This window comes from Nostoc edaphicum CCNP1411, assembly GCF_014023275.1.
Lineage (GTDB): Bacteria > Cyanobacteriota > Cyanobacteriia > Cyanobacteriales > Nostocaceae > Nostoc > Nostoc edaphicum_A.
Window position 1 is genome coordinate 5618056 of record NZ_CP054698.1, and the last position, 22909, is coordinate 5640964.

Annotated in this window: 33 protein-coding genes; 32 read left to right on the forward strand and 1 reads right to left on the reverse strand. The window is 45.2% G+C overall.

Annotated elements, in window-relative coordinates; translation table 11 throughout:
* The first annotated feature begins 22 nt into the window (after positions 1-22).
* Positions 23-3286 carry an efflux RND transporter permease subunit gene (locus HUN01_RS26385; protein WP_181928647.1) on the forward strand — a complete coding sequence of 1088 codons (3264 nt, stop codon included), beginning with the start codon at positions 23-25 and terminating at the stop codon, positions 3284-3286.
* A gap of 108 nt (positions 3287-3394) precedes the next feature.
* Here HUN01_RS26385 and ndhN read toward each other — a convergent pair whose 3' ends face one another.
* A complete protein-coding gene (ndhN, locus tag HUN01_RS26390; protein WP_181928648.1) occupies positions 3395-3871 on the reverse strand; it encodes an NAD(P)H-quinone oxidoreductase subunit N in 477 nt (158 codons plus the stop codon).
* A gap of 950 nt (positions 3872-4821) precedes the next feature.
* On the opposite strand from ndhN, the gene rplC reads away from it, so the two are divergent.
* The 31 genes from rplC to prfA all read left to right on the forward strand — a co-directional run bounded on the left by rplC (position 4822) and on the right by prfA (position 22901).
* Positions 4822-5454 carry a 50S ribosomal protein L3 gene (gene rplC, locus HUN01_RS26395; RefSeq protein WP_181928649.1) on the forward strand — a complete coding sequence of 211 codons (633 nt, stop codon included), beginning with the start codon at positions 4822-4824 and terminating at the stop codon, positions 5452-5454.
* A 148-nt stretch (positions 5455-5602) separates the two neighbouring features.
* Positions 5603-6241, forward strand: a complete 639-nt coding sequence (rplD, locus tag HUN01_RS26400; protein WP_069070797.1) for a 50S ribosomal protein L4 — start codon at positions 5603-5605, stop codon at positions 6239-6241.
* Positions 6234-6548 carry a 50S ribosomal protein L23 gene (locus HUN01_RS26405; protein ID WP_069070779.1) on the forward strand — a complete coding sequence of 105 codons (315 nt, stop codon included), beginning with the start codon at positions 6234-6236 and terminating at the stop codon, positions 6546-6548. The genes rplD and HUN01_RS26405 overlap by 8 nt, the downstream gene beginning before the upstream one ends.
* A 107-nt stretch (positions 6549-6655) precedes the next feature.
* Positions 6656-7519, forward strand: a complete 864-nt coding sequence (gene rplB, locus HUN01_RS26410) for a 50S ribosomal protein L2 (RefSeq protein ID WP_181928650.1) — start codon at positions 6656-6658, stop codon at positions 7517-7519.
* A 93-nt stretch (positions 7520-7612) separates the two neighbouring features.
* Complete coding sequence (gene rpsS / locus HUN01_RS26415; RefSeq protein ID WP_012410721.1) at positions 7613-7891, forward strand: 30S ribosomal protein S19; 279 nt, start codon at positions 7613-7615, stop codon at positions 7889-7891.
* 81 nt (positions 7892-7972) lie between these two features.
* Positions 7973-8329 (forward strand): 50S ribosomal protein L22, encoded by a 357-nt coding sequence (rplV, locus tag HUN01_RS26420; protein WP_181932830.1) that lies wholly within the window; start codon positions 7973-7975, stop codon positions 8327-8329.
* A gap of 53 nt (positions 8330-8382) precedes the next feature.
* On the forward strand, positions 8383-9165 hold the full coding sequence (gene rpsC / locus HUN01_RS26425; protein WP_094342453.1) for a 30S ribosomal protein S3: 783 nt from the start codon (positions 8383-8385) through the stop codon (positions 9163-9165).
* 87 nt (positions 9166-9252) lie between these two features.
* Positions 9253-9678: a 50S ribosomal protein L16 gene (gene rplP / locus HUN01_RS26430; RefSeq protein ID WP_012410718.1), complete on the forward strand. Its 426-nt coding sequence runs from the start codon at positions 9253-9255 to the stop codon at positions 9676-9678.
* 3 nt (positions 9679-9681) lie between these two features.
* The gene (gene rpmC / locus HUN01_RS26435) at positions 9682-9909 is read left to right on the forward strand and encodes a 50S ribosomal protein L29 (RefSeq protein ID WP_069070774.1); all 228 of its coding nucleotides are present in this window, start codon (positions 9682-9684) and stop codon (positions 9907-9909) included.
* A gap of 6 nt (positions 9910-9915) precedes the next feature.
* Positions 9916-10164 (forward strand): 30S ribosomal protein S17, encoded by a 249-nt coding sequence (gene rpsQ, locus HUN01_RS26440; RefSeq protein ID WP_094328457.1) that lies wholly within the window; start codon positions 9916-9918, stop codon positions 10162-10164.
* 46 nt (positions 10165-10210) lie between these two features.
* Positions 10211-10579, forward strand: coding sequence for a 50S ribosomal protein L14 (rplN, locus tag HUN01_RS26445; RefSeq protein ID WP_069070772.1), 369 nt, complete (start codon positions 10211-10213; stop codon positions 10577-10579).
* Positions 10579-10932 carry a 50S ribosomal protein L24 gene (gene rplX / locus HUN01_RS26450; RefSeq protein ID WP_181928651.1) on the forward strand — a complete coding sequence of 118 codons (354 nt, stop codon included), beginning with the start codon at positions 10579-10581 and terminating at the stop codon, positions 10930-10932. The genes rplN and rplX overlap by 1 nt, the downstream gene beginning before the upstream one ends.
* Before the next feature lie 125 nt (positions 10933-11057).
* Positions 11058-11606, forward strand: a complete 549-nt coding sequence (gene rplE / locus HUN01_RS26455; protein WP_181928652.1) for a 50S ribosomal protein L5 — start codon at positions 11058-11060, stop codon at positions 11604-11606.
* A 20-nt stretch (positions 11607-11626) separates the two neighbouring features.
* Entirely contained in the window at positions 11627-12028 is a 402-nt protein-coding gene (gene rpsH / locus HUN01_RS26460) for a 30S ribosomal protein S8 (RefSeq protein WP_069070769.1), read from the forward strand.
* An 86-nt stretch (positions 12029-12114) separates the two neighbouring features.
* Positions 12115-12663 (forward strand): 50S ribosomal protein L6, encoded by a 549-nt coding sequence (gene rplF, locus HUN01_RS26465; protein WP_181928653.1) that lies wholly within the window; start codon positions 12115-12117, stop codon positions 12661-12663.
* A 2-nt stretch (positions 12664-12665) separates the two neighbouring features.
* Positions 12666-13028: a 50S ribosomal protein L18 gene (gene rplR / locus HUN01_RS26470; protein ID WP_181928654.1), complete on the forward strand. Its 363-nt coding sequence runs from the start codon at positions 12666-12668 to the stop codon at positions 13026-13028.
* Positions 13029-13121: 93 nt separating this feature from the next.
* A complete protein-coding gene (rpsE, locus tag HUN01_RS26475) occupies positions 13122-13649 on the forward strand; it encodes a 30S ribosomal protein S5 (RefSeq protein WP_012410709.1) in 528 nt (175 codons plus the stop codon).
* 103 nt (positions 13650-13752) lie between these two features.
* Positions 13753-14196: a 50S ribosomal protein L15 gene (rplO, locus tag HUN01_RS26480; RefSeq protein WP_069070765.1), complete on the forward strand. Its 444-nt coding sequence runs from the start codon at positions 13753-13755 to the stop codon at positions 14194-14196.
* Positions 14197-14270: 74 nt separating this feature from the next.
* Positions 14271-15581, forward strand: coding sequence for a preprotein translocase subunit SecY (gene secY, locus HUN01_RS26485; RefSeq protein WP_181928655.1), 1311 nt, complete (start codon positions 14271-14273; stop codon positions 15579-15581).
* Positions 15582-15583: 2 nt separating this feature from the next.
* Positions 15584-16138 (forward strand): adenylate kinase, encoded by a 555-nt coding sequence (locus HUN01_RS26490; protein WP_181928656.1) that lies wholly within the window; start codon positions 15584-15586, stop codon positions 16136-16138.
* A gap of 171 nt (positions 16139-16309) precedes the next feature.
* Positions 16310-16534, forward strand: a complete 225-nt coding sequence (gene infA, locus HUN01_RS26495) for a translation initiation factor IF-1 (RefSeq protein ID WP_006276978.1) — start codon at positions 16310-16312, stop codon at positions 16532-16534.
* 117 nt (positions 16535-16651) lie between these two features.
* The gene (gene rpmJ / locus HUN01_RS26500) at positions 16652-16765 is read left to right on the forward strand and encodes a 50S ribosomal protein L36 (protein WP_015129703.1); all 114 of its coding nucleotides are present in this window, start codon (positions 16652-16654) and stop codon (positions 16763-16765) included.
* Positions 16766-16880: 115 nt separating this feature from the next.
* On the forward strand, positions 16881-17261 hold the full coding sequence (gene rpsM / locus HUN01_RS26505) for a 30S ribosomal protein S13 (protein WP_069070762.1): 381 nt from the start codon (positions 16881-16883) through the stop codon (positions 17259-17261).
* A 54-nt stretch (positions 17262-17315) separates the two neighbouring features.
* The gene (gene rpsK, locus HUN01_RS26510) at positions 17316-17711 is read left to right on the forward strand and encodes a 30S ribosomal protein S11 (protein WP_012410703.1); all 396 of its coding nucleotides are present in this window, start codon (positions 17316-17318) and stop codon (positions 17709-17711) included.
* Between the two features lie 311 nt (positions 17712-18022).
* Positions 18023-18970 carry a DNA-directed RNA polymerase subunit alpha gene (locus tag HUN01_RS26515; RefSeq protein ID WP_181928657.1) on the forward strand — a complete coding sequence of 316 codons (948 nt, stop codon included), beginning with the start codon at positions 18023-18025 and terminating at the stop codon, positions 18968-18970.
* A gap of 31 nt (positions 18971-19001) precedes the next feature.
* On the forward strand, positions 19002-19352 hold the full coding sequence (gene rplQ / locus HUN01_RS26520) for a 50S ribosomal protein L17 (RefSeq protein WP_094349105.1): 351 nt from the start codon (positions 19002-19004) through the stop codon (positions 19350-19352).
* 102 nt (positions 19353-19454) lie between these two features.
* The gene (gene truA / locus HUN01_RS26525) at positions 19455-20303 is read left to right on the forward strand and encodes a tRNA pseudouridine(38-40) synthase TruA (RefSeq protein ID WP_181928658.1); all 849 of its coding nucleotides are present in this window, start codon (positions 19455-19457) and stop codon (positions 20301-20303) included.
* Between the two features lie 129 nt (positions 20304-20432).
* On the forward strand, positions 20433-20894 hold the full coding sequence (rplM, locus tag HUN01_RS26530) for a 50S ribosomal protein L13 (RefSeq protein WP_114081992.1): 462 nt from the start codon (positions 20433-20435) through the stop codon (positions 20892-20894).
* On the forward strand, positions 20894-21310 hold the full coding sequence (rpsI, locus tag HUN01_RS26535; RefSeq protein ID WP_012410698.1) for a 30S ribosomal protein S9: 417 nt from the start codon (positions 20894-20896) through the stop codon (positions 21308-21310). Before rplM ends, rpsI begins: the two co-directional genes overlap by 1 nt.
* 147 nt (positions 21311-21457) lie before the next feature.
* Entirely contained in the window at positions 21458-21700 is a 243-nt protein-coding gene (gene rpmE / locus HUN01_RS26540; protein ID WP_069070756.1) for a 50S ribosomal protein L31, read from the forward strand.
* 103 nt (positions 21701-21803) lie between these two features.
* A complete protein-coding gene (gene prfA / locus HUN01_RS26545; protein WP_069070755.1) occupies positions 21804-22901 on the forward strand; it encodes a peptide chain release factor 1 in 1098 nt (365 codons plus the stop codon).
* The last annotated feature ends 8 nt before the right edge of the window (positions 22902-22909 follow it).

A 22909-nucleotide genomic window follows, 5' to 3' on the forward strand; every position in this document is an offset into this window, starting at 1 on the left:
TAATTGGAGCGCAGCGACAGTAATGCAGCAAGTAAAAAACGACGGCGGATTTAGTATCAGTGCTATATCAATCCGCCAACACATCGGCACACTCATGCTCACCCTCGCAGTGATAGTGTTGGGTGTCTTTTTTGTCGTCAAATTACCCGTGGATTTACTACCATCAATTACCTATCCTCGGATTGGTGTGCGAATACAAGCACCTGGAGTTTCCCCAGAGGTAGCAGTTGATGAAGTTACAAGACCCCTAGAAGAAGCCTTTGCGGCTACCGAGGGTGTAGTACAGATTTTTTCCCAAACTCGTGAGGGACAGATAAATTTGGATCTGTTCTTTCAACCAGGTGGCAATATTGACCAAGCTTTAAACGATGCCACAGCTGCTTTTAACAGAGCTAGAAGCACATTACCAGACGCCATCGAAGAACCACGCTTATTTAAAGTCGATCCTTCCCAATTGCCAGTTTACGAATTGGCATTAACTTCGCCCTCCCTAGAAGGCGTTGATTTGCGCGTTTTTGCCGAAGAAGAACTAGCCCGCGAACTGAGTGTTGTATCCGGAGTCGCAGGGGTAGATATATCGGGAGGAGTTCAAGAAGAAGTTAGGGTAAATATTGATTTAGATCGGTTGCAAGCTTTGGGTGTCGGTTTGACCGATGTCTTAGATGAACTCAGAGATCGCAACATAGATATTTCTGGCGGTCGGATTTTAGGGCAGAATTCTGAACCATTAACCCGTACCGTTGGGCGGTTTCAAAATGCCAATGAAATCAGTAATCTTTCTTTTGAAGTCTCTTCCCCTTCTTCCCCAGTCACCAGTACCCAGTCCCCACTCGCCAGTACCCAATCCCCAGTCCCCAACCGCCGCGTCTATTTGCGCGACTTTGCCGAAGTCATTGATGGCTCAGAACAACAACGGGTATACGTTCTACTCAACGGGGAAGAAGCTGTAAAAGTTAGCATCCAAAAACAGCCCGATGCTAACACCATCAATGTTGTCGAGGGTGTGAAAAAACGTTTAGAAGAACTCCGGCAATCTGGGGTAATTCCCGAAGGGACAATTCTTACACCCACCTTGGATGAATCACGGTTTATTAGCAATTCCATCTCGAATGTTACCAGCTCTGGGTTGATCGGCACTGCACTAGCTGCGATCGCAGTTCTCCTATTTCTTGGTTCTCTACGACAAACTTTCATTATCGTCCTAGCCATTCCCTTAGCAACCCTAGCTGCCATCATCTTGATGGGCCTATTTGGCTTATCTCTCAACGTTTTTAGTTTGGGTGGTCTAGCGTTAGGTGTGGGTATTGTGGTAGATAACTCCATCGTCATGTTGGAAAACATTGCCGAGGGGGCTGGGATGACTCCCGGTAAGGATAATAAAACCCGCTTGAATTCACAGCAACTAATTTATCAAGCAGAAAAAAGTAGCCAAGAAGTAGAATCAGCTTTAATTGCTTCTACTAGTACAAACTTGGTAGCAGTGTTACCGTTTTTGCTGATCGGCGGCTTTATCGCACTACTATTTAATGAGTTAATTCTCACCATCACCTTTTCGGTTGCAGCTTCAATTTTGATTGCCGTAACCGTTGTGCCGATGCTTGCCTCTCGGATGTTGGCATGGAAGTTTTCTAGCCGTTTGAGCGAATTTTGGCTTTTGCAAAAGTTTAATAACCGCTTTGATGCTTCTACGAGAGGATACGGCAGTTTTTTAGCAGGGATATTACGCTGGCGGGTGGCTACGGTAGCGATCGCTATTATCGTTTTTGGCGGCGGCAGTTTGTGGATGGCACCGCAAATTCCCCAAGAAATTCTCCCCCGCATCAACACCGGACAAGCCAACTTAAACGCCCAATTTCCTCCCGGTACACCTTTAGAAACCAACCAAAAAGTAATGGTTGCGGTGGATGAGATTATCCGCAAGCAGCCAGAAACAGAATATGTTTTCTCTACAATTGGTGGCTCCCTGTTTGGGAACACTACCAATGCTAATGCCCTACGAGCTTCCAGCAACATTACCCTGAAGACAGGTACTAATGTCCAAGCTTATGTAGAAAGAGTTACCCAAGAGTTAAATAAGCTAAATTTAGCAGGAATTCGCCTGCGCCTTTCCCCTGGTCAAGTACGGGGTTTGATTCTCAGCAACTCTCCGATACGTGGTGCTGATGTTGACGTGATGCTTCAGGGAAATGACGTAAATAATTTAGAAGAAGCTGGTCGTCAGGTACTAGCAGCCTTGGAAGAACAAGCTACATTAGCGAGATTTCGTCCTGATGCAGACGATCGCCAACCAGAAATTCAGATTCTTCCTGATTGGGAGAGAGTTTCAGCTTTGGGTTTAACTACCACACAAATTGGGGAAACAATTCAGACTGCTCTTGAAGGTAGCGTACCAACTCAGTTGCAACGCGGCAACCGTTTAGTCGATGTTCGCGTAAAGTTGAATGAAAAATCATTGCAAGCAGCTTCTCAGTTGCAGAGGTTGCCGTTGTTTGTCGATAACAATCGCCAAATTCGCTTGAGTGATGTTGCCAAAATTGCTGAAGCTCAAGCTCCAGGAGAAGTTCAGCGAATTAACCAGCGTCAGGTTTTCTTAATTGCTGGCAACTTAACTGAGGGAGCTAGCCTTAGTGACGCCCTAGAACAGGTCAGTACGATCATAGACAGTATAGATTTACCTGATGGCGTTAGTCTATTGCCTAGTTCAGCAGCTGAATCTAATCAGCAACTCCAAAGCTCACTACAACTATTAGGTGGATTAGCTGCCTTTCTAGTCTTTGTGGTCATGGCGGTACAATACAATTCGCTCATTGACCCACTAGTAATTATGTTTACAATTCCGTTGGCATTAGCTGGGGGGATTTTTGGACTTTACATCACCAAAACTGCCATTGGGGCGACAGTGATTGTCGGTGCGGTTTTGCTAGTGGGTATTGTGGTCAATAACGCCATCATCATGGTTGAATTGGCGAATCAAATTCTGGAACGGGAAAAAGTTGACCGGAAAACTGCGATTTTGAAAGCGGCTCCTCAACGCCTACGACCAATCTTAATGACAACTATTACCACCGTTTTAGGTATGTTTCCCCTAGCTTTAGGAATTGGGGAAGGCTCAGAATTTCTTCAACCATTAGGCGTAGTTGTGTTTTCGGGTTTGTCTTTGGCAACAGTGCTAACCTTGTTTATCATTCCCTGTTTTTATACTCTGTTGCACGATTTAATGGGTGGAAATTGGGCGAAGCCAGTGTTAATCCGGTTGCAGGGATTTACCAAAAAACTTACAAACTAATGAGCATTTAAGTTGCAAATAGTTCTTCTGACTTGATTCTGACCGATAATTGCCAATATTTTGAGAGTGAGGAAGTTATGAGTTATAACTTCCTCACTTTTGTAACTGTTAGCTAGCTAACAGAGTTTTTTCTAGAGAAGTCCAACGGAAAGCGCGATCGCCACCTATCTCAATGACTACTTTCACTCGTGGTTCTAGTTGAGGCAAATTCGTTAAATATTCAAGTTCCTCATTGGAAAGAATATGCCCTTCAATAATCCACAAGACCAGCCCCTTTGACTTTGGTGGTAACTGTTCTAGATGAGAATTGAGAATTGGGGGTAGATAGTAGACTTGACCTACTGCTGCACCGCTACCAGTACTTTTTTTACCAAGATGAGGAGGTCTGACTCCATGAACTCTTGTGAGATACGCAGCTACGTCACCCAGTCCCTTAGCGGTAATGTGAAGGGTGGTATAGCCAGCAGCCCGTAGTCGGCGCTGATATCGACCTTCATAACCCCCTTCCAGAGGTACATACACTCCAAGAGCGCCAAATTTTTCCAGATCGCGGATTAAACCATTGCCAGTGGTAATTAGTGCCATAGATTTTCGTCTTATCCCACTTAGATATCTCTATTATTTACCCTGAACCGATAGATTAAAAGCATTTTTTTGGGCATTGGGCATTGGGATTAGGGGAGAGGTGACAGGTGATAGGTGATAATCTGTACCCTCTACCTTATTCCCTGCTCCCTTACTTCTTCCCCACTCTCCAAAAATAACTCTATAAATTACTGGACAAACATAAATAAATAATTTATATTATTAGATTGTGACCAAACACGCAAATTAGACTCCCTTCTTACTCTCATTCTGAGGTAGTGTTAGCATCAAAAGCTGATGAATTAATCCAAATTGGATAATCTAACTCAGATTGATCATAGACTGGTAAACTAAGAAAGCTTTCAGGTCAACATTGGAGCTTATGTAGGCTCCAGGGTAAGTTTACTCCTGTGCCTCTGAAAAAGCAGGCAAAATCTTAAACAATAGTTTAAGGTGTTTAGGGAAGTGAAAACTGAGCAGCAATGTTGGTTTCATGGCATTACATCAGTCTCAGTTAAAGGATACTGGGCGGTAAAAACCGCTTAAGTCCAACTGCAACAAGGCAGTAGCCAACCTCCGGGAAGCCGCCCTTCGGGCGTGTATAAATCGGAAAACCCGCCGACAGCGCTGCCTCCAGAAAGTGCCAGAGCAATTGCTTGGACGAAAGCATTGCTGCACACAGCTTAAAGCTGTAGCGCCTTGCATTGATTCCAGAAGTTACTCCTTCCCAAAGGGAAGGGACTTGTGGCTGTTCTGGTGATCTATTGAGTGAAGCGAAACAGATTCACCAAGCAGTATGGACACGGTTTGTTGTGTCCCAAAGCATTTGGAGCGGTTTATTGAAGCCATTCCAAATTTCGCAGGCTAACCCAGCCTAAACTGATGCGTACAAAGCGTGTCCTCTAGAGTCCAATTCCAAGGTCAGCAAGTAGAAAGGAGAACCAGTTATTGTGTCTGTAGGTATTCTCGGCACCAAGCTGGGCATGACCCAAATATTTGACGAAGCAGGAGTAGCTATTCCTGTGACTGTCATTCAAGCAGGGCCATGCACCGTTACACAAGTTAAAACGAAACAAACCGACGGTTACTTTGCCATTCAAGTTGGTTATGGCGAAGTCAAACCCAAGGCACTAAACAGACCACTACTGGGTCATTTGGCTAAATCATCTGCCCCAGCATTGCGTCACTTAAATGAATATCACACCGATAGCTCTAGTGACTATGCTTTAGGTCAAGAGATTAAAGCAGATATTTTTAGTGCAGGTCAAATTGTCGATGTCATCGGCACAAGCATCGGTCGCGGCTTTGCGGGAAACCAGAAACGCAACAACTTTGCTCGTGGGCCTATGTCACACGGTTCCAAAAACCACAGAGCGCCAGGTTCTATTGGTGCTGGTACAACACCAGGTCGTGTCTATCCAGGTAAGCGGATGGCAGGGCGTTTAGGTGGTAAACGTATTACAATCCGCAAACTGACCATAGTAAGAGTTGACGCAGAACGCAACTTATTGCTAATTAAGGGAGCTATTCCTGGTAAACCAGGTGCCTTAGTAAGTGTTGTGCCTGCAAAAGTAGTGGGATAGTCAAAAGTCATTAGTCAAAAGTCATTAGTCAAAAGTCATTGGCTAAGGACAAATGGCAAAAGACCAATGACAAATGACGCCACATGCTTTACTTGGGGAAACCCCAAGACCGCAGTGGCTGACAAAGGACAAAGGACAGATAACAAAGATGGTTGAAAGCGTAGTTAAAAATTGGCAAGGAGAACAGGTCGGTGAGACGACCTTCGAGTTGCGCGTTGCCAAAGAAGAAACAGCGTCTCATATTGTGCACCGCGCCTTAGTACGGCAATTGACCAATGCTCGTCAAGGAAATGCCAGTACAAAAACTCGTGCTGAAGTCAGAGGTGGCGGACGCAAACCTTGGCGACAAAAAGGTACTGGTCGCGCTCGTGCAGGGTCTATTCGTTCACCATTGTGGCGTGGTGGTGGTGTGATCTTTGGGCCAAAACCCAGAGACTTCAACCTCAAATTGAACCGCAAAGAGCGACGTTTGGCACTGCGGACAGCATTTGTGAGCCGCATTGACGACTTGATAGTAGTAGAAGAATTTAGCACCGAGCTATCTCGCCCCAAGACTAAAGAATTAGTAGCAGCGCTTGCCCGTTGGGGAGTAGTACCAGAAAGCAAGGCACTGTTAATTTTGTCTGAGATTGCGGATACAGATAACGTTTATTTGTCAGCCCGCAACATTGAAAATTTAAAACTAATTGCAGCCGACCAGCTAAATGTTTTTGATTTACTGCACGCTGACAAAATTGTAGTTACGGCATCAGCCCTAGAAAAAATTCAGGAGGTCTACAGTGCCTAGCTTTGACCCCCGCGACCTTGCTGACTTAGTGCGTCGCCCAATCGTCACCGAGAAAGCGACCATCTTGATGGAGCAAAATAAGTACACCTTTGAAGTAATTCCAAAGGCATCTAAGCCAGAAATCAAGGCTGCGATCGAAGACTTATTTCAGGTCAAGGTTGTAAAAGTCAACACCACACTACCACCGCGTAAAAAGCGGCGCGTTGGTAAATTTATTGGTTATAAGCCCCAATATAAGCGAGCCATTGTTACCGTCGCACCTGGGGATGAAGACAAGATTAGACAAGTTCTATTCCCAGAAGTCTAAAAAAGTTGTGAGTTAGGAGTTATGAGTTATGAGTTACTACGCTCAAAACTCAGCACTCAAAATTTCAAACTCAACACTCAGCACTCAGCACTCAGACACTTAAAAATATGGGTACTCGTTCTTATCGCCCTTATACCCCCAGCACTCGCCAAGTTACAATCTCTGACTTTGCGGAAATTACTAGAGCCGAGCCAGAAAAATCCCTAACAACCTCAAAGCATCGCGCTAAAGGTCGGAATAATCACGGACGGATTACTAGTCGTCGCCGGGGTGGCGGACATAAACAGCTTTATCGGATCATCGATTTTAAAAGGGATAAACATAATATTCCCGCCAAAGTCGCAGCAATTGAATACGATCCTAACCGGAATGCCAGAATTGCCCTTTTGTATTACCAAGACGGCGAAAAACGGTACATCCTTCACCCCAACGGGTTGAAAGTTGGAACAATAATTGTTTCTGGACCTGATTCTCCCTTTGAAGATGGTAATGCCTTACCGCTCTGGAAGATTCCTTTAGGTACTAGTGTTCACAACGTAGAATTCACTCCTGGTAAAGGTGGTCAAATTGTCCGTGCTGCTGGTGCTAGCGCCCAAGTCGTGGCAAAAGAAGGTAATTATGTAACTCTCAAGTTGCCTTCAGGAGAAGTCCGCTTGATTCGGCGCGAGTGCTACGCCACCATTGGGCAAGTAGGCAACACCGACGCGAGAAACCTGAGTGCAGGTAAAGCCGGACGAAATCGCTGGAAAGGTCGCCGTCCTAAGGTTAGAGGTAGCGTCATGAACCCAGTGGATCACCCACATGGTGGTGGTGAAGGTAGAGCGCCTATCGGTAGATCAGGGCCTGTAACACCTTGGGGTAAACCCACATTGGGTGCGAAGACACGCAATCGCAAGAAACTTAGCAGCAAGTTGATTGTGCGTCGTCGTCGTAAGTCTTCTAAACGCGGTCGCGGTGGTCGTGAATCTTAAAGAGTTAGAAGTTATGAATTATGAGTTGAATCTAACTTATTAATTCCTAACTCCTCACTCATAATTCCTAAATCCTAAATCCAAAATTGAACTATGGGTCGTTCTCTAAAAAAAGGTCCCTTCGTTGCGGATCATCTCCTAAAAAAAATTGAAAAGCTCAACGACAACAACAGAAAAGAAGTTATTAAAACTTGGTCACGAGCTTCGACAATTTTGCCCCTAATGGTAGGTCACACGATCGCTGTTCACAACGGACGCCAACACGTTCCAGTTTTTGTAAATGAACAGATGGTAGGACACAAATTGGGTGAATTTGCCCCAACACGCACCTACAGGGGTCATGGAAAAAGCGACAAAAAAGCGGGTAGGTAGTTATTAGTTATTAGGTCATTAGTCATTAGCTAAAGACAAATGACAAATGACAAATGACAAATGACAAAATTGGAGAAAATTATGGCTACTAATACTACTGAAGTAAAAGCGATCGCTCGTTTTATCCGCATCTCGGCCTACAAGGTGCGTCGAGTACTCGATCAAATCCGCGGACGATCTTACCGAGAAGCGTTAATCATCCTGGAATTCATGCCCTATCGCGCCACTGAACCCATCTTGAAGGTTCTCAGAAGCGCTGCTGCCAATGCCGAACACAACGCTGGGTTAGATCGGGCTCAACTAGTGATTACTCAGGCTTATGCCGATCAAGGGCCGCCATTGAAGCGGTTCCAGCCAAGAGCGCAAGGTCGAGCTTACCAAATTCGCAAGCCGACGTGTCATATTACTGTGGCCGTTGCAGCCGCCCCAGAAAAATAAGCACGTTTACACGAATAAATTGCGTAAAGTAAGAAATTTTAGAGGAAGCATTCGTGGGACAGAAGATTCATCCAGTTGGTTTTCGCCTGGGTATTACACATGAACATCAATCCCGTTGGTTTGCTGTTCCTGACCGCTATCCAGAACTTCTACAAGAAGATTACAAACTCCGTCAATATATAGAACAAAAGCTGGGTAGACAGGCTCAAAACAACGCCGGAATTTCCGAAGTACGGATTGAGCGCAAAGCCGACCAAATCGACTTAGAAGTACGCACAGCTAGACCTGGGGTAGTAGTGGGTCGTGGTGGACAAGGTATAGAATCCTTACGTACCGGACTCCAAGGACTGTTGGGTAGCAATCGTCAAATCCGCATTAACGTAGTTGAAGTTCAACGAGTTGATGCTGATGCCTACCTGATTGCCGAATACATTGCTCAACAATTGGAACGTCGGGTTTCCTTTCGGCGGGTAGTGCGGCAATCGATTCAACGTGCCCAACGGGCGGGTGTCCAAGGTATTAAAATCCAAGTTAGCGGTCGCCTCAACGGTGCAGAAATTGCCCGGACAGAGTGGACTCGTGAAGGTAGAGTACCTTTACATACCTTACGGGCTGACATTGACTACTCTTATTGCACAGCAAAAACTGTTTACGGCATTTTGGGTATCAAAGTATGGGTGTTTAAGGGAGAAATTATTCCTGGACAGGAACCAGATCCATTACCACCAGCAAGCCGCGATCGCGAACGTGACCCCCGCGATCGCGATCGCGAACCCCGCCGCCGTCAACAACAACGTCGTCGCCAGCAATTTGAAGACCGCTCAAATGAAGGATAAATCGTCATTAGTCATTAGTCATTAGTCATTAGTAAATGGCAGATGACAAATGACAAAGGACAAATGACAAATGACAAGTAACAAACCATGTTAAGCCCTAGAAGAACTAAATTCCGCAAACAACAGCGGGGACGGATGGAAGGACTAGCCACCCGTGGTAGTACCCTCAACTTCGGTGATTTTGCACTCCAAGCTCAAGAACCTGCTTGGATTACCTCGCGTCAAATCGAGGCTTCCCGTCGGGCAATGACTCGTTATATTCGTCGGGGTGGACAAATCTGGATTCGGATTTTCCCTGATAAACCTGTAACCATGCGTCCTGCTGAAACCCGGATGGGTTCCGGTAAAGGTAATCCAGAGTTTTGGGTAGCTGTAGTCAAGCCAGGACGAATTTTGTTTGAAATCGGTGGGGTTTCTGAAGAAATCGCCCGTGAAGCGATGCGTTTGGCTTCATTTAAACTGCCCATCAAAACTAAATTTATTGTGCGCTCTCAACCACAGGAGCAGGAGTAGCTTATGCCTCTTCCCAAGATTTCAGAAGCTAGAGAATTAAGCGACGAGAAGCTCTCTGATGAAATTGTCGCGATCAAAAGACAACTATTTCAGTTGCGCTTGCAAAAAGCCACCAGACAATTAGAAAAGCCCCACCAGTTCCGACAAATGCGCCACCGCCTAGCCCAATTGCTGACGCTAGAAACAGAACGCAAACGGGCAGCAAGTCAATCGGCTAAAGAAGAAAAGTAGGAGATTATGGCAGTTAAAGAACGAGTTGGCTTGGTAGTGAGCGATAAAATGCAAAAAACTGTGGTAGTTGCCATAGAAAACCGCGCTCCTCACCCCAAGTACGGCAAGATTGTGGTTAACACCCAACGATATAAAGTTCACGACGAAGAAAATAAGTGTAAAGTAGGCGATCGCGTTCGCATTCAGGAAACTAGACCCCTGAGTAAAACCAAGCGCTGGAAAATCACAGAAGTCCTGAACGTCAAGCCTGCTTAAACCTCATCGTTGTTAGAAACTAACAACATTACAAGGGAGAATAATTGTGATTCAACCCCAGACTTACCTGAATGTCGCAGATAATAGCGGCGCCCGCAAACTAATGTGCATCCGCATCTTAGGCGGAGGCAATCGTCGTTATGGTTTTATCGGCGATAAAATTATCGCCGTTGTCAAAGATGCTACACCCAACATGGCTGTCAAAAAGTCTGATGTTGTGGAAGCAGTAATTGTCCGGACTCGTAAAGCTGTATCTCGTGACAGCGGTATGAGCATTCGCTTTGATGATAACGCCGCTGTGATCATCAACAAAGACGGTAATCCCAGAGGCACACGGGTTTTTGGCCCAGTTGCACGGGAACTGCGCGATAAAAACTTTACCAAAATTGTTTCTCTGGCTCCGGAGGTGCTTTAATGGCAAGCAAACAGGGTACGCCCAAAGTATTCCACAAAATGCATGTCAAAACTGGCGACACAGTACAAGTGATTGCTGGCAAAGACAAAGGAAAAGTTGGTGAAATTATTCAAGCATTGCCCCAACTGAGTAAAGTCATCATCAAAGGTGTCAACATTAAAACCAAGCACGTCAAACCCCAGCAAGAAGGGGAATCAGGGCGAATTATTACCCAAGAATTCCCGATTCATAGCTCTAACGTGATGCTTTATTCCACCAAGCAAAACGTTGCCAGTCGTGTTGGTTACACCTTTACCTCAGAAGGCAAAAAAGTCAGAAAACTCAAGAAAACTGGCGAAATTCTAGATAAATAGTCATTAGTCATTGGTCATTAGTCATTAGTTATTAGTAAAAAGACAAATAACAAAAGACAAAGGACAAATAACAAAGGACAATAAAAGTTCCCTGACCAAGCCCAGGGATATCAGGACAAAAAACTATGCCGACAACAAGACTCAAAACCTTATATCAAGAGACAATCGTCCCCAAACTGATTAATCAGTTTCAATATACCAACGTTCATGAAGTACCGAAGTTGGTAAAGGTTACGATTAACCGAGGTTTGGGTGAAGCAGCTCAAAATGCGAAGTCACTAGAGGCATCCATCAACGAAATTGCCTTAGTAACAGGTCAAAAACCAGTGGTGACACGGGCGAAAAAGGCGATCGCTGGCTTTAAGATTCGTCAGGGGATGCCTGTGGGGATCATGGTTACCCTCAGAGCCGAACGGATGTATGCCTTTTTCGACAGACTAGTTAGCCTGTCATTACCCAGAATTCGAGATTTTCGCGGCGTTAGCCCTAAAAGCTTTGACGGACGCGGTAACTATACTCTGGGTGTCAGAGAACAGCTAATTTTTCCAGAAGTCGAATACGACAGCATCGATCAAGTACGTGGGATGGATATTTCCATCATCACCACAGCAAAAAACGACGAAGAGGGACGCGCCTTACTTAAAGAATTAGGAATGCCCTTTCGCGATCAATAAGTTCATCTATAGAGGGAACGATGGCGGCTAACGACACAATTGCAGATATGCTGACGCGCATCCGCAATGCCAACCTGGCGCGGCATCAAACTACACAAGTGCCAGCGACAAAAATGACCCGGAGCATTGCCAAAGTGCTACGGGAGGAAGGCTTTATTGCTGAAATCGAAGAAGCAGAAGAAGGGGTAAAACACAATCTGGTGATTTCCCTGAAATACAAGGGTAAAAACCGTCAGCCTCTGATCACCGCCTTAAAGCGGGTCAGTAAGCCTGGCTTGCGTGTTTACTCCAATAAAAAAGAATTACCAAGGGTACTAGGCGGCATTGGCATTGCCATTATTTCTACATCCAGTGGTATTATGACTGACCGCGAAGCGCGGCGTCAGAACTTGGGTGGCGAAGTGCTTTGTTACGTTTGGTAGTCATTGGTCATTAGTCATTTGTCATTAGTCATTAGTGAAAGACAAAGGACAAAAGGCAAAGGACAAATAACAAAGGACAAAAAGTCATGTCTCGTATTGGTAAACGTCCAATTACTATTCCCGCCAAAGTTGAAGTGGCGATCGATGGTACAAAAATTGTGGTGAAAGGTCCGAAAGGAGAACTTTCTCGCACTCTCACACCTAATGTCTCAATCTCCCAAGAGGGAGAAATATTACAAGTAAATCGCCGGGATGAAACTCGTACCTCAAAGCAACTGCACGGCTTGAGCCGGACTTTAGTTGCCAACATGGTCGAGGGAGTATCCCTTGGTTTTCAGCGCCGTTTGGAAATTCAAGGTGTTGGTTACAGGGCACAACTTCAAGGGCGTAACCTAGTTTTAAATATGGGTTACAGCCATCAAGTGCAAATTGAACCACCAGAAGGAATTCAGTTTGCTGTAGAAGGTACCACTAACGTCATTGTCAGTGGCTATGACAAAGAAATCGTAGGTAACACAGCCGCCAAAATTCGTGCTGTTCGTCCACCAGAACCTTATAAAGGTAAAGGCATTCGCTATGCCGGTGAAGTGGTCAGACGGAAAGCTGGTAAGACTGGTAAGGGTGGTAAGAAGTAGAAATGAAACTTACTCGTAGAGAATCAAAAAATCGTCGTCATCGACGCGTTCGTGGCAAAGTTATTGGCTCCCCAGAACGTCCGCGTTTAGCGGTATTTCGTTCTAATGAGCATATTTATGCCCAGTTAATTGATGATACTCAGCATCAAACCATCGTGTCCGCATCGACCGTAGAACCAGATTTGAAATCTAGTTTAGCGTCAGGTGCAAACCGCGACGCATCGGCGCAAGTTGGCAAGTTGATCGCAGTGCGATCGCTAGAAAAAGGCATCACCAAGGTAGTCTTTGATCGCGGTGGTAACTTATATCATGGTCGTGTCAAAGCACTAGCTGATGCAGCACGCGAAGCTGGTTTAGATTTCTAAAGTCATTAGTCATTAGTCATTAGTTATTGGACAAATGACAAAGGACAAATGACAAATGACAACAGACAAATGACGTTCACCAGAGCATAAATTATGGCAACAGAGCGTAAAAGTAGAACAAAGCGTGCCAAAAAAGAAGAAACCACTTGGCAAGAGCGGGTTATCCAAATCCGCCGCGTAAGTAAAGTGGTCAAAGGTGGTAAAAAACTCAGCTTCCGAGCGATCGTTGTCGTTGGTAACGAGCGCGGTCAGGTTGGAGTTGGAGTAGGCAAAGCTTCAGATGTAATAGGTGCCGTCAAAAAAGGCGTAGCTGACGGCAAAAAACACCTCATTGATATCCCAATCACCAAATCCAACTCCATCCCCCATCCCATAGATGGTGTCGGTGGCGGTGCAAAAGTGATTATGCGTCCAGCCGCACCCGGTACTGGGGTAATTGCGGGTGGTGCTGTGCGAACGGTGTTGGAATTAGCAGGAGTTCGTAACGTTTTAGCCAAGCAACTAGGCTCAAACAATCCGCTCAATAATGCTAGAGCCGCAGTTAATGCCTTATCTACACTGCGTACCCTTTCTGAAGTCGCCGAAGATCGCGGTATTCCTATTCAAAATCTCTACATCTAATTTAGTCATTAGTCATTGGTCATTAGTCATTAGTGAATAACAAAGGACAAATGACAAATGACAAACGACAAATGACAAACGACAAATGAGAACTTGATAAATTATGAGACTCCATGATGTTAAGCCGCAAAAAGGCTCAAAGAAACGCAAGAAGCGTGTAGCTAGAGGTATTTCTGCCGGACAAGGTGCCAGTGCTGGTCTAGGTATGCGGGGTCAAAAATCTCGTTCTGGTAGTGGTACCCGACCAGGTTTTGAAGGTGGTCAACAGCCATTGTACCGCCGCTTACCTAAGCTGAAGGGCTTTCCGATTGTTAATCAGAAGATTTACACTACGATTAATGTAGAGAAGCTAGCTTCCCTTCCCGCTAATACGGAAGTAACTTTGACCTCATTGAAAGCCGCAGGTATCCTGACTGCTGTCAAAGGGCCATTGAAAGTTTTAGGTAACGGGGAATTGAGCATTCCGCTCAAGGTACAAGCGGCAGCTTTCACTGTTTCAGCTCGTAGCAAAATTGAGGCAGCTGGTGGTAGTTGTGAAGTCTTATGAGTGAGCCGGAACAGCGCACTTAAATGCAAGCCAACTCGCTGCCAGTGCTTGGTTCACTATAAAGGTAGCACTCTATGATCAGTCGAGATAAAGCCCCAACGGCTCAAGAAACTTTTATGCAGATGGCGCAGGCAGCTGGTCTCAGAGGTAGGCTGCTTGTCACCGTCGGTATTTTAATTTTGGTTCGCCTGGGTATCTTCTTACCCGTTCCAGGGATTGATAGACCAAGATTTGCCGAAGCCATATCGGGCAGTAATTCCATATTCGGCTTATTGGATATATTTTCCGGGCGAGGACTTTCGACTTTGGGAGTCTTTGCTTTAGGGATTTTGCCCTTCATTAATGCGTCTATTATCATCCAATTACTCACTGCTGCGATTCCAACTTTAGAAAATTTACAGAAAAATGAAGGCGAAGCAGGTCGGCGAAAAATATCGCAAATTACCCGCTACGTCACTGTAGTTTGGGCGATTCTGCAAAGTACAGCTTTTTCGGCATTATTCCTCCAGCAATTTGCTTTAAACCCAGGGCCAATCTTCGTAGCTGAAACTGCGATCGCTCTGACAGCTGGTTCTATGTTCGTCATGTGGGCATCAGAATTGATTACAGAACGGGGCATTGGTAACGGTGCATCATTGTTGATTTTTGTCAATATTGTCGCGTCATTACCAAAAGCTTTAGGGGATACCATCGACTTGGTACAAGTCGGCGGTCGGGAAACAGTGGGTCGCGTGATTGTGCTGATCTTAGTTTTCCTAGCAACAATTGTTGGTATTGTGATTGTGCAAGAAGGAATGCGCCGCATCCCAATTATTTCGGCTCGTCGCCAAGTAGGTCGGAGAGTTTTAGCAGAACAGCGTAGCTATCTGCCCTTGCGGCTAAATCAAGGCGGCGTAATGCCGATTATTTTTGCTGCTGCCATCCTCAGCTTGCCACTGCTGATCGCCAATTTTACTAAAAATGCCGAATTGGCGAATATAGTTAACACTTATTTGAGTCCAGGCGGTTCTAGCTCCTGGGTCTATGCCTTGGTCTACATGGTTTCAATCGTTTTCTTCAGCTACTTCTATTCTTCGTTGATTCTCAACCCAGTAGATGTGGCGCAGAACTTAAAGAAAATGGGTTCTAGTATTCCTGGAATTCGTCCTGGCAAGGCAACTAGCGAGTATATCGAACGCGTTTCTAACCGACTCACTTTTTTGGGTGCAATCTTTTTGGGCTTTGTTGCTATTATTCCCACCGCAGTGGAAAGCGCTTTGAATGTGAAAACTTTCCAGGGAATAGGTGCAACCTCATTGTTAATTTTAGTTGGTGTGGCAATTGAGACAGCCAAACAAGTCCAAACTTATGTCATATCTCAGCGCTATGAAGGAATGGTGAAATAATAGTGACGCGATTAATCTTCTTGGGGCCACCTGGAGCGGGTAAAGGAACACAAGCTCAAACTTTGGCTGAACACTTGAATATTCCTCACATTTCTACTGGTGAAATATTAAGACAAGCCATGAAAGAGCAAACTCCTTTAGGAATTAAGGCTCAAAGTTATGTTGATAGCGGCGAGTTAGTACCCGACCAGCTAGTTCAGGACTTGGTACAGGAACGCCTCGGTCAACCAGATGCCAAAAATGGTTGGATTCTTGATGGCTTTCCCCGAAAAGTGACCCAAGCAGCTTTTCTGGAGAAGTTACTAGAAGCAATACATCAAGGTGGCGAAAGAGTAGTCAATTTAGATGCACCAGATGAAATTGTCATCGCACGTTTGCTTGCTAGAGGACGAAAAGATGATACCGAAGAGGTTATTCGTCGTCGTTTAGAAGTGTACCGCGCTGAAACTGCACCCTTAATTGATTACTATGGCGATCGCCATAAACTCCTAACAGTCAATGGCAATCAGTCCCAAGAAGATGTCACTGGTGAATTACAAAATGTAATCGCTTCGTGAAAAGAAGGGTAGTGGAGGGTAGAGAATTCCCTCCACTACCCCATACCAAGAAAAAGATCAATTTTAGCTAAGATATATTAATAAACTGTTGATATATTTCTTAAAGTGTGTTTATTTGCAGATGAAGCGCTGCAACTGAACACTAAATTGTTGAGTTGAGGAAAAAACAAATTGTCTAAGCAAGATTTGATTGAAATGGAAGGCACGGTTACAGAGTCCTTGCCCAATGCGATGTTTCGCGTTGACTTGGACAATGGATTTAACGTGCTAGCACACATTTCCGGCAAGATTCGCCGAAATTATATCAAGATTTTGCCCGGCGATCGCGTCAAGGTAGAGTTAACCCCCTACGACTTGACCAAAGGCAGAATCACCTATCGCTTGCGTAAGAAGTAAGTATATGTAGAGAATTTTACCATAAAACCATTTTTTTGACTGTTAGCTAGTCATTTAACTGGATTATTTTCCCTAGAAATGCTATAATTTTATATTTGGAGTCAAAAAATAAAAGGCATGAAAGTTAGAGCCTCAGTCAAGAAAATTTGTGAAAAGTGTAACGTGATCAAACGTCGTGGTCGCGTGATGGTGATCTGTGTGAACCCCAAGCACAAGCAACGTCAAGGATAAGGCTCTTACCAACAGAGCCAGTTGTAACACGCATATCATCATTAAAACGAAAAGACGCGATTAATCACGTTTTTCTAACCAACAGTAATTGCGAAAACAATAGGGAGAGTTCATTGTGGCACGTATTGCCGGAGTAGACCTTCCACGCGATAAGCGCGTCGAGATCGGTCTGACTTACATTTACGGAATTGGGTTATCACGCTCTCAAGAAATTATAGCGGCTACTGGTGTGAACCCAGACACCCGTGTTAAGGACTTAAGTGATGCTGATGTAACAGCCCTGCGAGGGGAAATAGAAAGCAACTATCAAGTTGAAGGCGACTTGCGGCGCTTGGAGTCTTTGAACATCAAGCGCTTAGTTGACATTGGTACTTACAGAGGCCGTCGTCATCGGATGGGCTTACCAGTCAGAGGTCAAAGAACTCGCACAAATGCCAGAACCCGTCGAGGAAGAAGGCAGACAGTGGCTGGGAAGAAGAAGGCTCCAGGGAAATAATTTTGCAACGCTTGCTAATCCGAGCAAGTTTTACCTTAAACCAACGAAACAAGTATGGCGAGACAACCAACTAAAAAATCCGGGAGCAAGAAGCAGAAACGGAATGTGCCCAGTGGGATGGCCTACATCCAGTCTACTTTCAACAATAGCATTGTCACCATTACCGATCAAAATGGAGATGTCATCTCCTGGGCCAGTGCTGGTTCTAGCGGTTTTAAGGGAGCAAAAAAGGGAACTCCCTTTGCAGCGCAAACTGCTGCTGAAAGTGCAGCCCGTCGAGCTATTGATCAAGGAATGCGCCAAATTGAGGTAATGGTCAGTGGGCCAGGAGCAGGTAGAGAAACTGCTATTCGGGCACTTCAAGGAGCAGGACTGGAAATTACCCTGATTCGGGATATTACCCCGATTCCTCACAATGGTTGTCGTCCACCCAAGCGCCGTCGAGTTTAAACACTAAGACTTGGGCAGTGAGGACGAAAAGTTACAGCCAGCAATGACCGCTTGGGCGTCTAACGTGCAAACTGTCATTAGGTGAAAACTTGGGCGACCAGAAGCGTGTCAGATTTTCCCGCCGGGAAAGCTGTTAAGCTTCAGGATACCCAAAATATTATCAGCGCCTGCAAGCTCAATAGGGGCGTCAAACTATACCGTAATTTCATACTAGTAGTTTTGATATACCTATAATCTACAGGACATAAATTCAATTCGGGAGGCAATTGACTTGTCTGCTAGCAGCACCTTAGAAAAAGGGAGGCTCATCCGTGGCGCAGTTTCAAATTGAATGTGTAGAGTCGAATACTGACGAAAGTCGGAACCATTACAGTAAATTTGTTCTGGAACCTCTGGAGCGTGGTCAAGGAACAACTGTTGGCAACGCACTGCGGCGGGTTTTACTATCCAATCTAGAGGGTACGGCAGTTACAGCAGTGAGGATTGCAGGCGTTTCACACGAGTTTGCCACAGTTCCGGGCGTGCGGGAAGATGTGCTGGAAATCCTCATGAAAATGAAGGAAGTTATCCTAAAAAACTATTCCTCACAGCCTCAGATTGGTAGATTACTCGTTAACGGCCCAGCAACAATCACTGCGGCGCATTTTGATTTGCCCAGTGAAGTAGAAGTCATCGATCCGACCCAGTATGTAGCCACCATCGCTGAGGGTGGAAAGTTGGAAATGGAATTTCGGATCGAGAAAGGCAAAGGCTATCGCACCGTAGAGCGAGGACGTGAGGAAGCCACATCGTTGGATTTTCTCCAAATTGACTCAATATTTATGCCGGTGCGAAAAGTCAACTACAGTGTTGAAGAATCTCGTGGGGAAGGCTTAATTCCAAAAGACCGACTACTGTTGGAAGTTTGGACAAATGGCAGTATTTCCCCTCAAGAAGCACTATCTTCGGCCGCTGCAATCTTGGTAGATTTATTCAACCCGTTGAAAGACATCTCCCTAGAACCAACAGACACAGGTTCGGAGATTCCAGACGACCCAACTGCCCAGATACCCATCGAAGAGTTGCAACTTTCTGTGCGGGCGTATAACTGTCTCAAACGGGCACAAGTTAACTCTGTGGCAGATTTGTTGGATTACACCCAAGAAGACCTCTTAGAAATTAAGAACTTTGGGCAGAAGTCAGCAGAAGAAGTCGTGGAAGCTTTGCAGCGACGCTTGGGCATCACCCTGCCAATGGAAAGAGGCTCTAAACACCCTTAAGAAAAACCTTCATAATTCATAGTGCATAATTATGCGTCACCGTTGTCGCGTCAAAAAACTCAGTAAACCAGCCGATCAACGCCGTGCTTTACTGCGATCGCTCGCCACCGAGCTGATCCGTCATGGTAAGATCACCACCACTTTAATTAGAGCGAAAGTTCTCAGAAGTGAAGTGGAAAAAATGATTACCCTAGCCAAAAATGGCTCCTTATCAGCACGTCGGGAAGCCCTTGGCTATATCTTCGACAAACAACTGGTTCACGCTCTATTTGAACAAGCTCCAACTCGATATGGCGATCGCCAGGGCGGTTATACCCGCATCCTGCGTACCGTACCGCGTCGGGGTGATAATGCAAAAATGGCAATAATTGAATTGGTTTAAGTCATTGGTCATTGGTCATTAGTCATTAGTCATTGGTCATTAGTGAATAACAAAGGACAAATGACAAAGGACAAATGACAAAAGACAAAGGACAAAATCTGTATGTTAGAAAGCCACCAGCCTACACAAACTCATCGAGTAGCCTTGGTAATCCAATACCTGGGCACTCATTTTCATGGCTGGCAACGGCAAAAACAACACCGGACAGTCCAAGAAGAGATTGAAATTGCGATCGCTACTATTCTTGGGCATCATGTAACACTACATGGTGCTGGGCGAACCGATTCTGGAGTTCACGCTGCTGCTCAAGTAGCCCATTTTGAAGCTACAGGTTTTATTCCGCCTCATAAGTGGGCAACAATCCTCAACAGCTACCTGCCGCCAGATATATTAATCAGGGCTTCGGCTAGTGTCGATAACCGTTGGCACGCTCGCTTTAGTGCAGCCTATCGACGGTATCGCTACACAATATATACTGAAGATCGGCTTAACTTGTTTGTAAGACCCTTCAGTTGGCATTATTATTATGCACCCCTGGATGAATCTTTAATCCAAGCTGCCTTGAAACCTCTCTTGGGAAAGCATCACTTAGCTGCTTTTCACCGTGCAGGCTCAAAGCGATCGCATTCCTGGGTAGAGGTGCAAGCAGTAGAGTGTCGTCGCAGTGGGCCATTTATCCATATTGAAATACAGGCAGATGGATTTTTGTATGGCATGGTACGGCTGTTGGTAGGGATGCTGGTAGAAGTAGGTTCTGGACAACGAACACTTTCTAGCTTCACCGAACTCTGGAAAGAAGAACGCCGGGAAGAAGTGAAATATGCCGCACCGCCTCAAGGCTTGTGTTTGTTGCGAGTCGGCTATCCCGATTTTCCCTTTCCAAAAGAGATTTGGTACGACACCTTGCCAAAGTTCGTCACTAGTCAAGAGTCATTAGTCATTGGTCAATAGTCATTGGTCATTAGTCATTGGTCATTAGTGAATAACTAAGGACAACTGACAAAGGACAAAGGACAAATAACAAATGACAAAAGACAAATGACTAATGACAAATTAAAAATGACAAAGGACAAATGACAAATGACAACAGTTAAAACATACCTTCCTTCTCAAGCAACCCTTGAGCGTGAGTGGTACATAGTAGATGCCACCGATAAACGCCTCGGTCGCCTCGCCAGCGAAATCGCTCAGGTATTGAGAGGCAAAAAGAAACCCGAATATACACCCCACCTAGATACAGGTGACTTCGTAATCGTCATTAATGCCGAGAAAGTAGCAGTCACAGGCAAAAAGCGCACTCAAAAGCTTTACCGCCGCCATTCTGGTCGTCCCGGTGGGATGAAAACCGAAACTTTCGCTAAACTGCAAGACCGCATACCAGAGCGAATTTTAGAACAAGCTGTTAAAGGTATGCTACCTAAAAATAGCCTCGGTAAGCAGTTGTTCACCAAGCTTAAAGTTTACGCTGGGCCTACGCATCCTCATGATGCTCAAAAACCTAAAGAACTGAAAGTTAATACAATTCCTGGAGAAGAAAATTAATGGTAGTAGCAGATGCTAATAGCGGTCGCGCCGTATACTGGGGTACTGGTCGTCGTAAGAACGCAGTAGCACGGGTACGCTTGGTTCCAGGCACAGGTCAACTGACTGTGAACGGTAAAGATGGAAACTTGTATTTCCAATTTAACCCCAACTATCTGGGAGTGATTAAAGCGCCCCTGGAAACTCTGGGATTAGAAAACGAATATGACATTTTGGTGAAAGCAGAAGGCGGCGGCTTGACCGGACAGGCTGATTCTGTCCGTTTGGGAGTTGCTCGTGCTTTATGCCAACTCGACCCAGATAACCGCCCACCTTTGAAAACCGAAGGTTATTTGACTCGCGATCCGAGAGCAAAAGAGCGGAAGAAATATGGTTTACATAAAGCTCGGAAAGCGCCTCAGTACTCTAAGCGTTAGGAAATTGGGCATTGGTGAAGAAGGTGATAGGTTACAGGGGACAGGTGATAGTTTTCTGTTACCTGTAACCTGTTCCATTCTCCCTTCTTCTAGCTGCAATTGAACGCTGAAAGTTATAATTTATATAGATTCATCACAAAAAGAACAATGGCTAAAGCTGATATTCACCCCAAGTGGTATCCAGATGCTAAAGTTTACTGCAACGGTCAAGTTGTTATGACCATTGGCTCTACAAAGCCAGAATTGCATGTAGACGTTTGGTCTGGAAATCACCCCTTTTACACCGGCACTCAGAAGATTATTGACACTGAGGGTCGAGTAGAGCGCTTCCTCCGCAAGTACGGTATGAGCAGCACTCAAACATCTGGTGACGAACAAGACAAAAAGTAGCGAGTTGGCTCTGCTGTTAAGACGGCCCTGCATCAGCTGGGTCGATTTTCATTTATATGCTCGAGCCAATTTGTTATTTTTTTAAGGAGCGATCGCAATCGTCATGGCTGAATCATACTTACTGGACAAACTAAAATCCGTTGAACAAACTTTTAATGAATTAACACGTCGTCTTGGCGACCCCGATACCGCTAGCAATCCTGATGAGTATCAAGAAATTGCTAAGTCTCGTTCTTCTTTGGAAGAGGTAGTTAATACTTATGAAATTTGGAAAACAGCCCAAGAAGACTTAATCGGAGCGCGTCAGGTTTACAAAGAATCTGCAAGTGATCCAGAGTTGCAAGAAATGGCATCACTGGAAGTAAAAGAACTTGAAGAAAAAATAGAACATTTAGAGTCTCGCTTGAAAGTCTTGCTGCTACCACGCGACCCCAATGATGAAAAGAATATCATGTTGGAAATTCGCGCTGGTACTGGTGGCGATGAAGCAAGTATTTGGGCTGGCGATTTGATGCAGATGTACACCCGCTATGCCCAGACTCAAGGCTGGAAAGTTTCTCTAGTGAGCGAATCTCGTGGAGAAATGGGTGGCTGGAAAGAAGTCATTCTCGAAATTAAAGGTAATGACGTTTATAGCCAGTTAAAGTTTGAAGCTGGTGTGCATCGTGTGCAGCGCGTGCCGGCAACTGAATCTGGGGGACGGGTTCATACTTCCACAGCTACCGTGGCAATTATGCCAGAGGTCGATGATGTGGAAATTCATATTGACCCGAAAGATATTGAAATGACTACAGCCCGTTCTGGTGGTGCTGGTGGACAAAATGTCAACAAGGTGGAAACAGCCGTTGACTTGATGCACAAACCAACGGGAATACGCATTTTCTGTACAGAAGAACGCAGCCAGTTGCAAAACAAAGAACGGGCGATGCAAATTCTGCGGGCAAAGTTGTATGACATCAAGTTAGGCGAACAACAAGCAGCTGTAACTTCCATGCGGCGATCGCAAGTTGGTACTGGATCGCGATCGGAAAAAATTCGCACCTATAATTATAAAGATAACCGCGCTACCGATCATCGGTTAGGTCAGAATTATTCCCTTACCCCTGTTTTGGATGGTGATTTAGAGACACTTATCCAGTCTTGTATATCTCTAGACCAGCAAGAACGTCTCGCGGAGTTAGCGACTTCTGCCGCTAACTAATTTTTGCT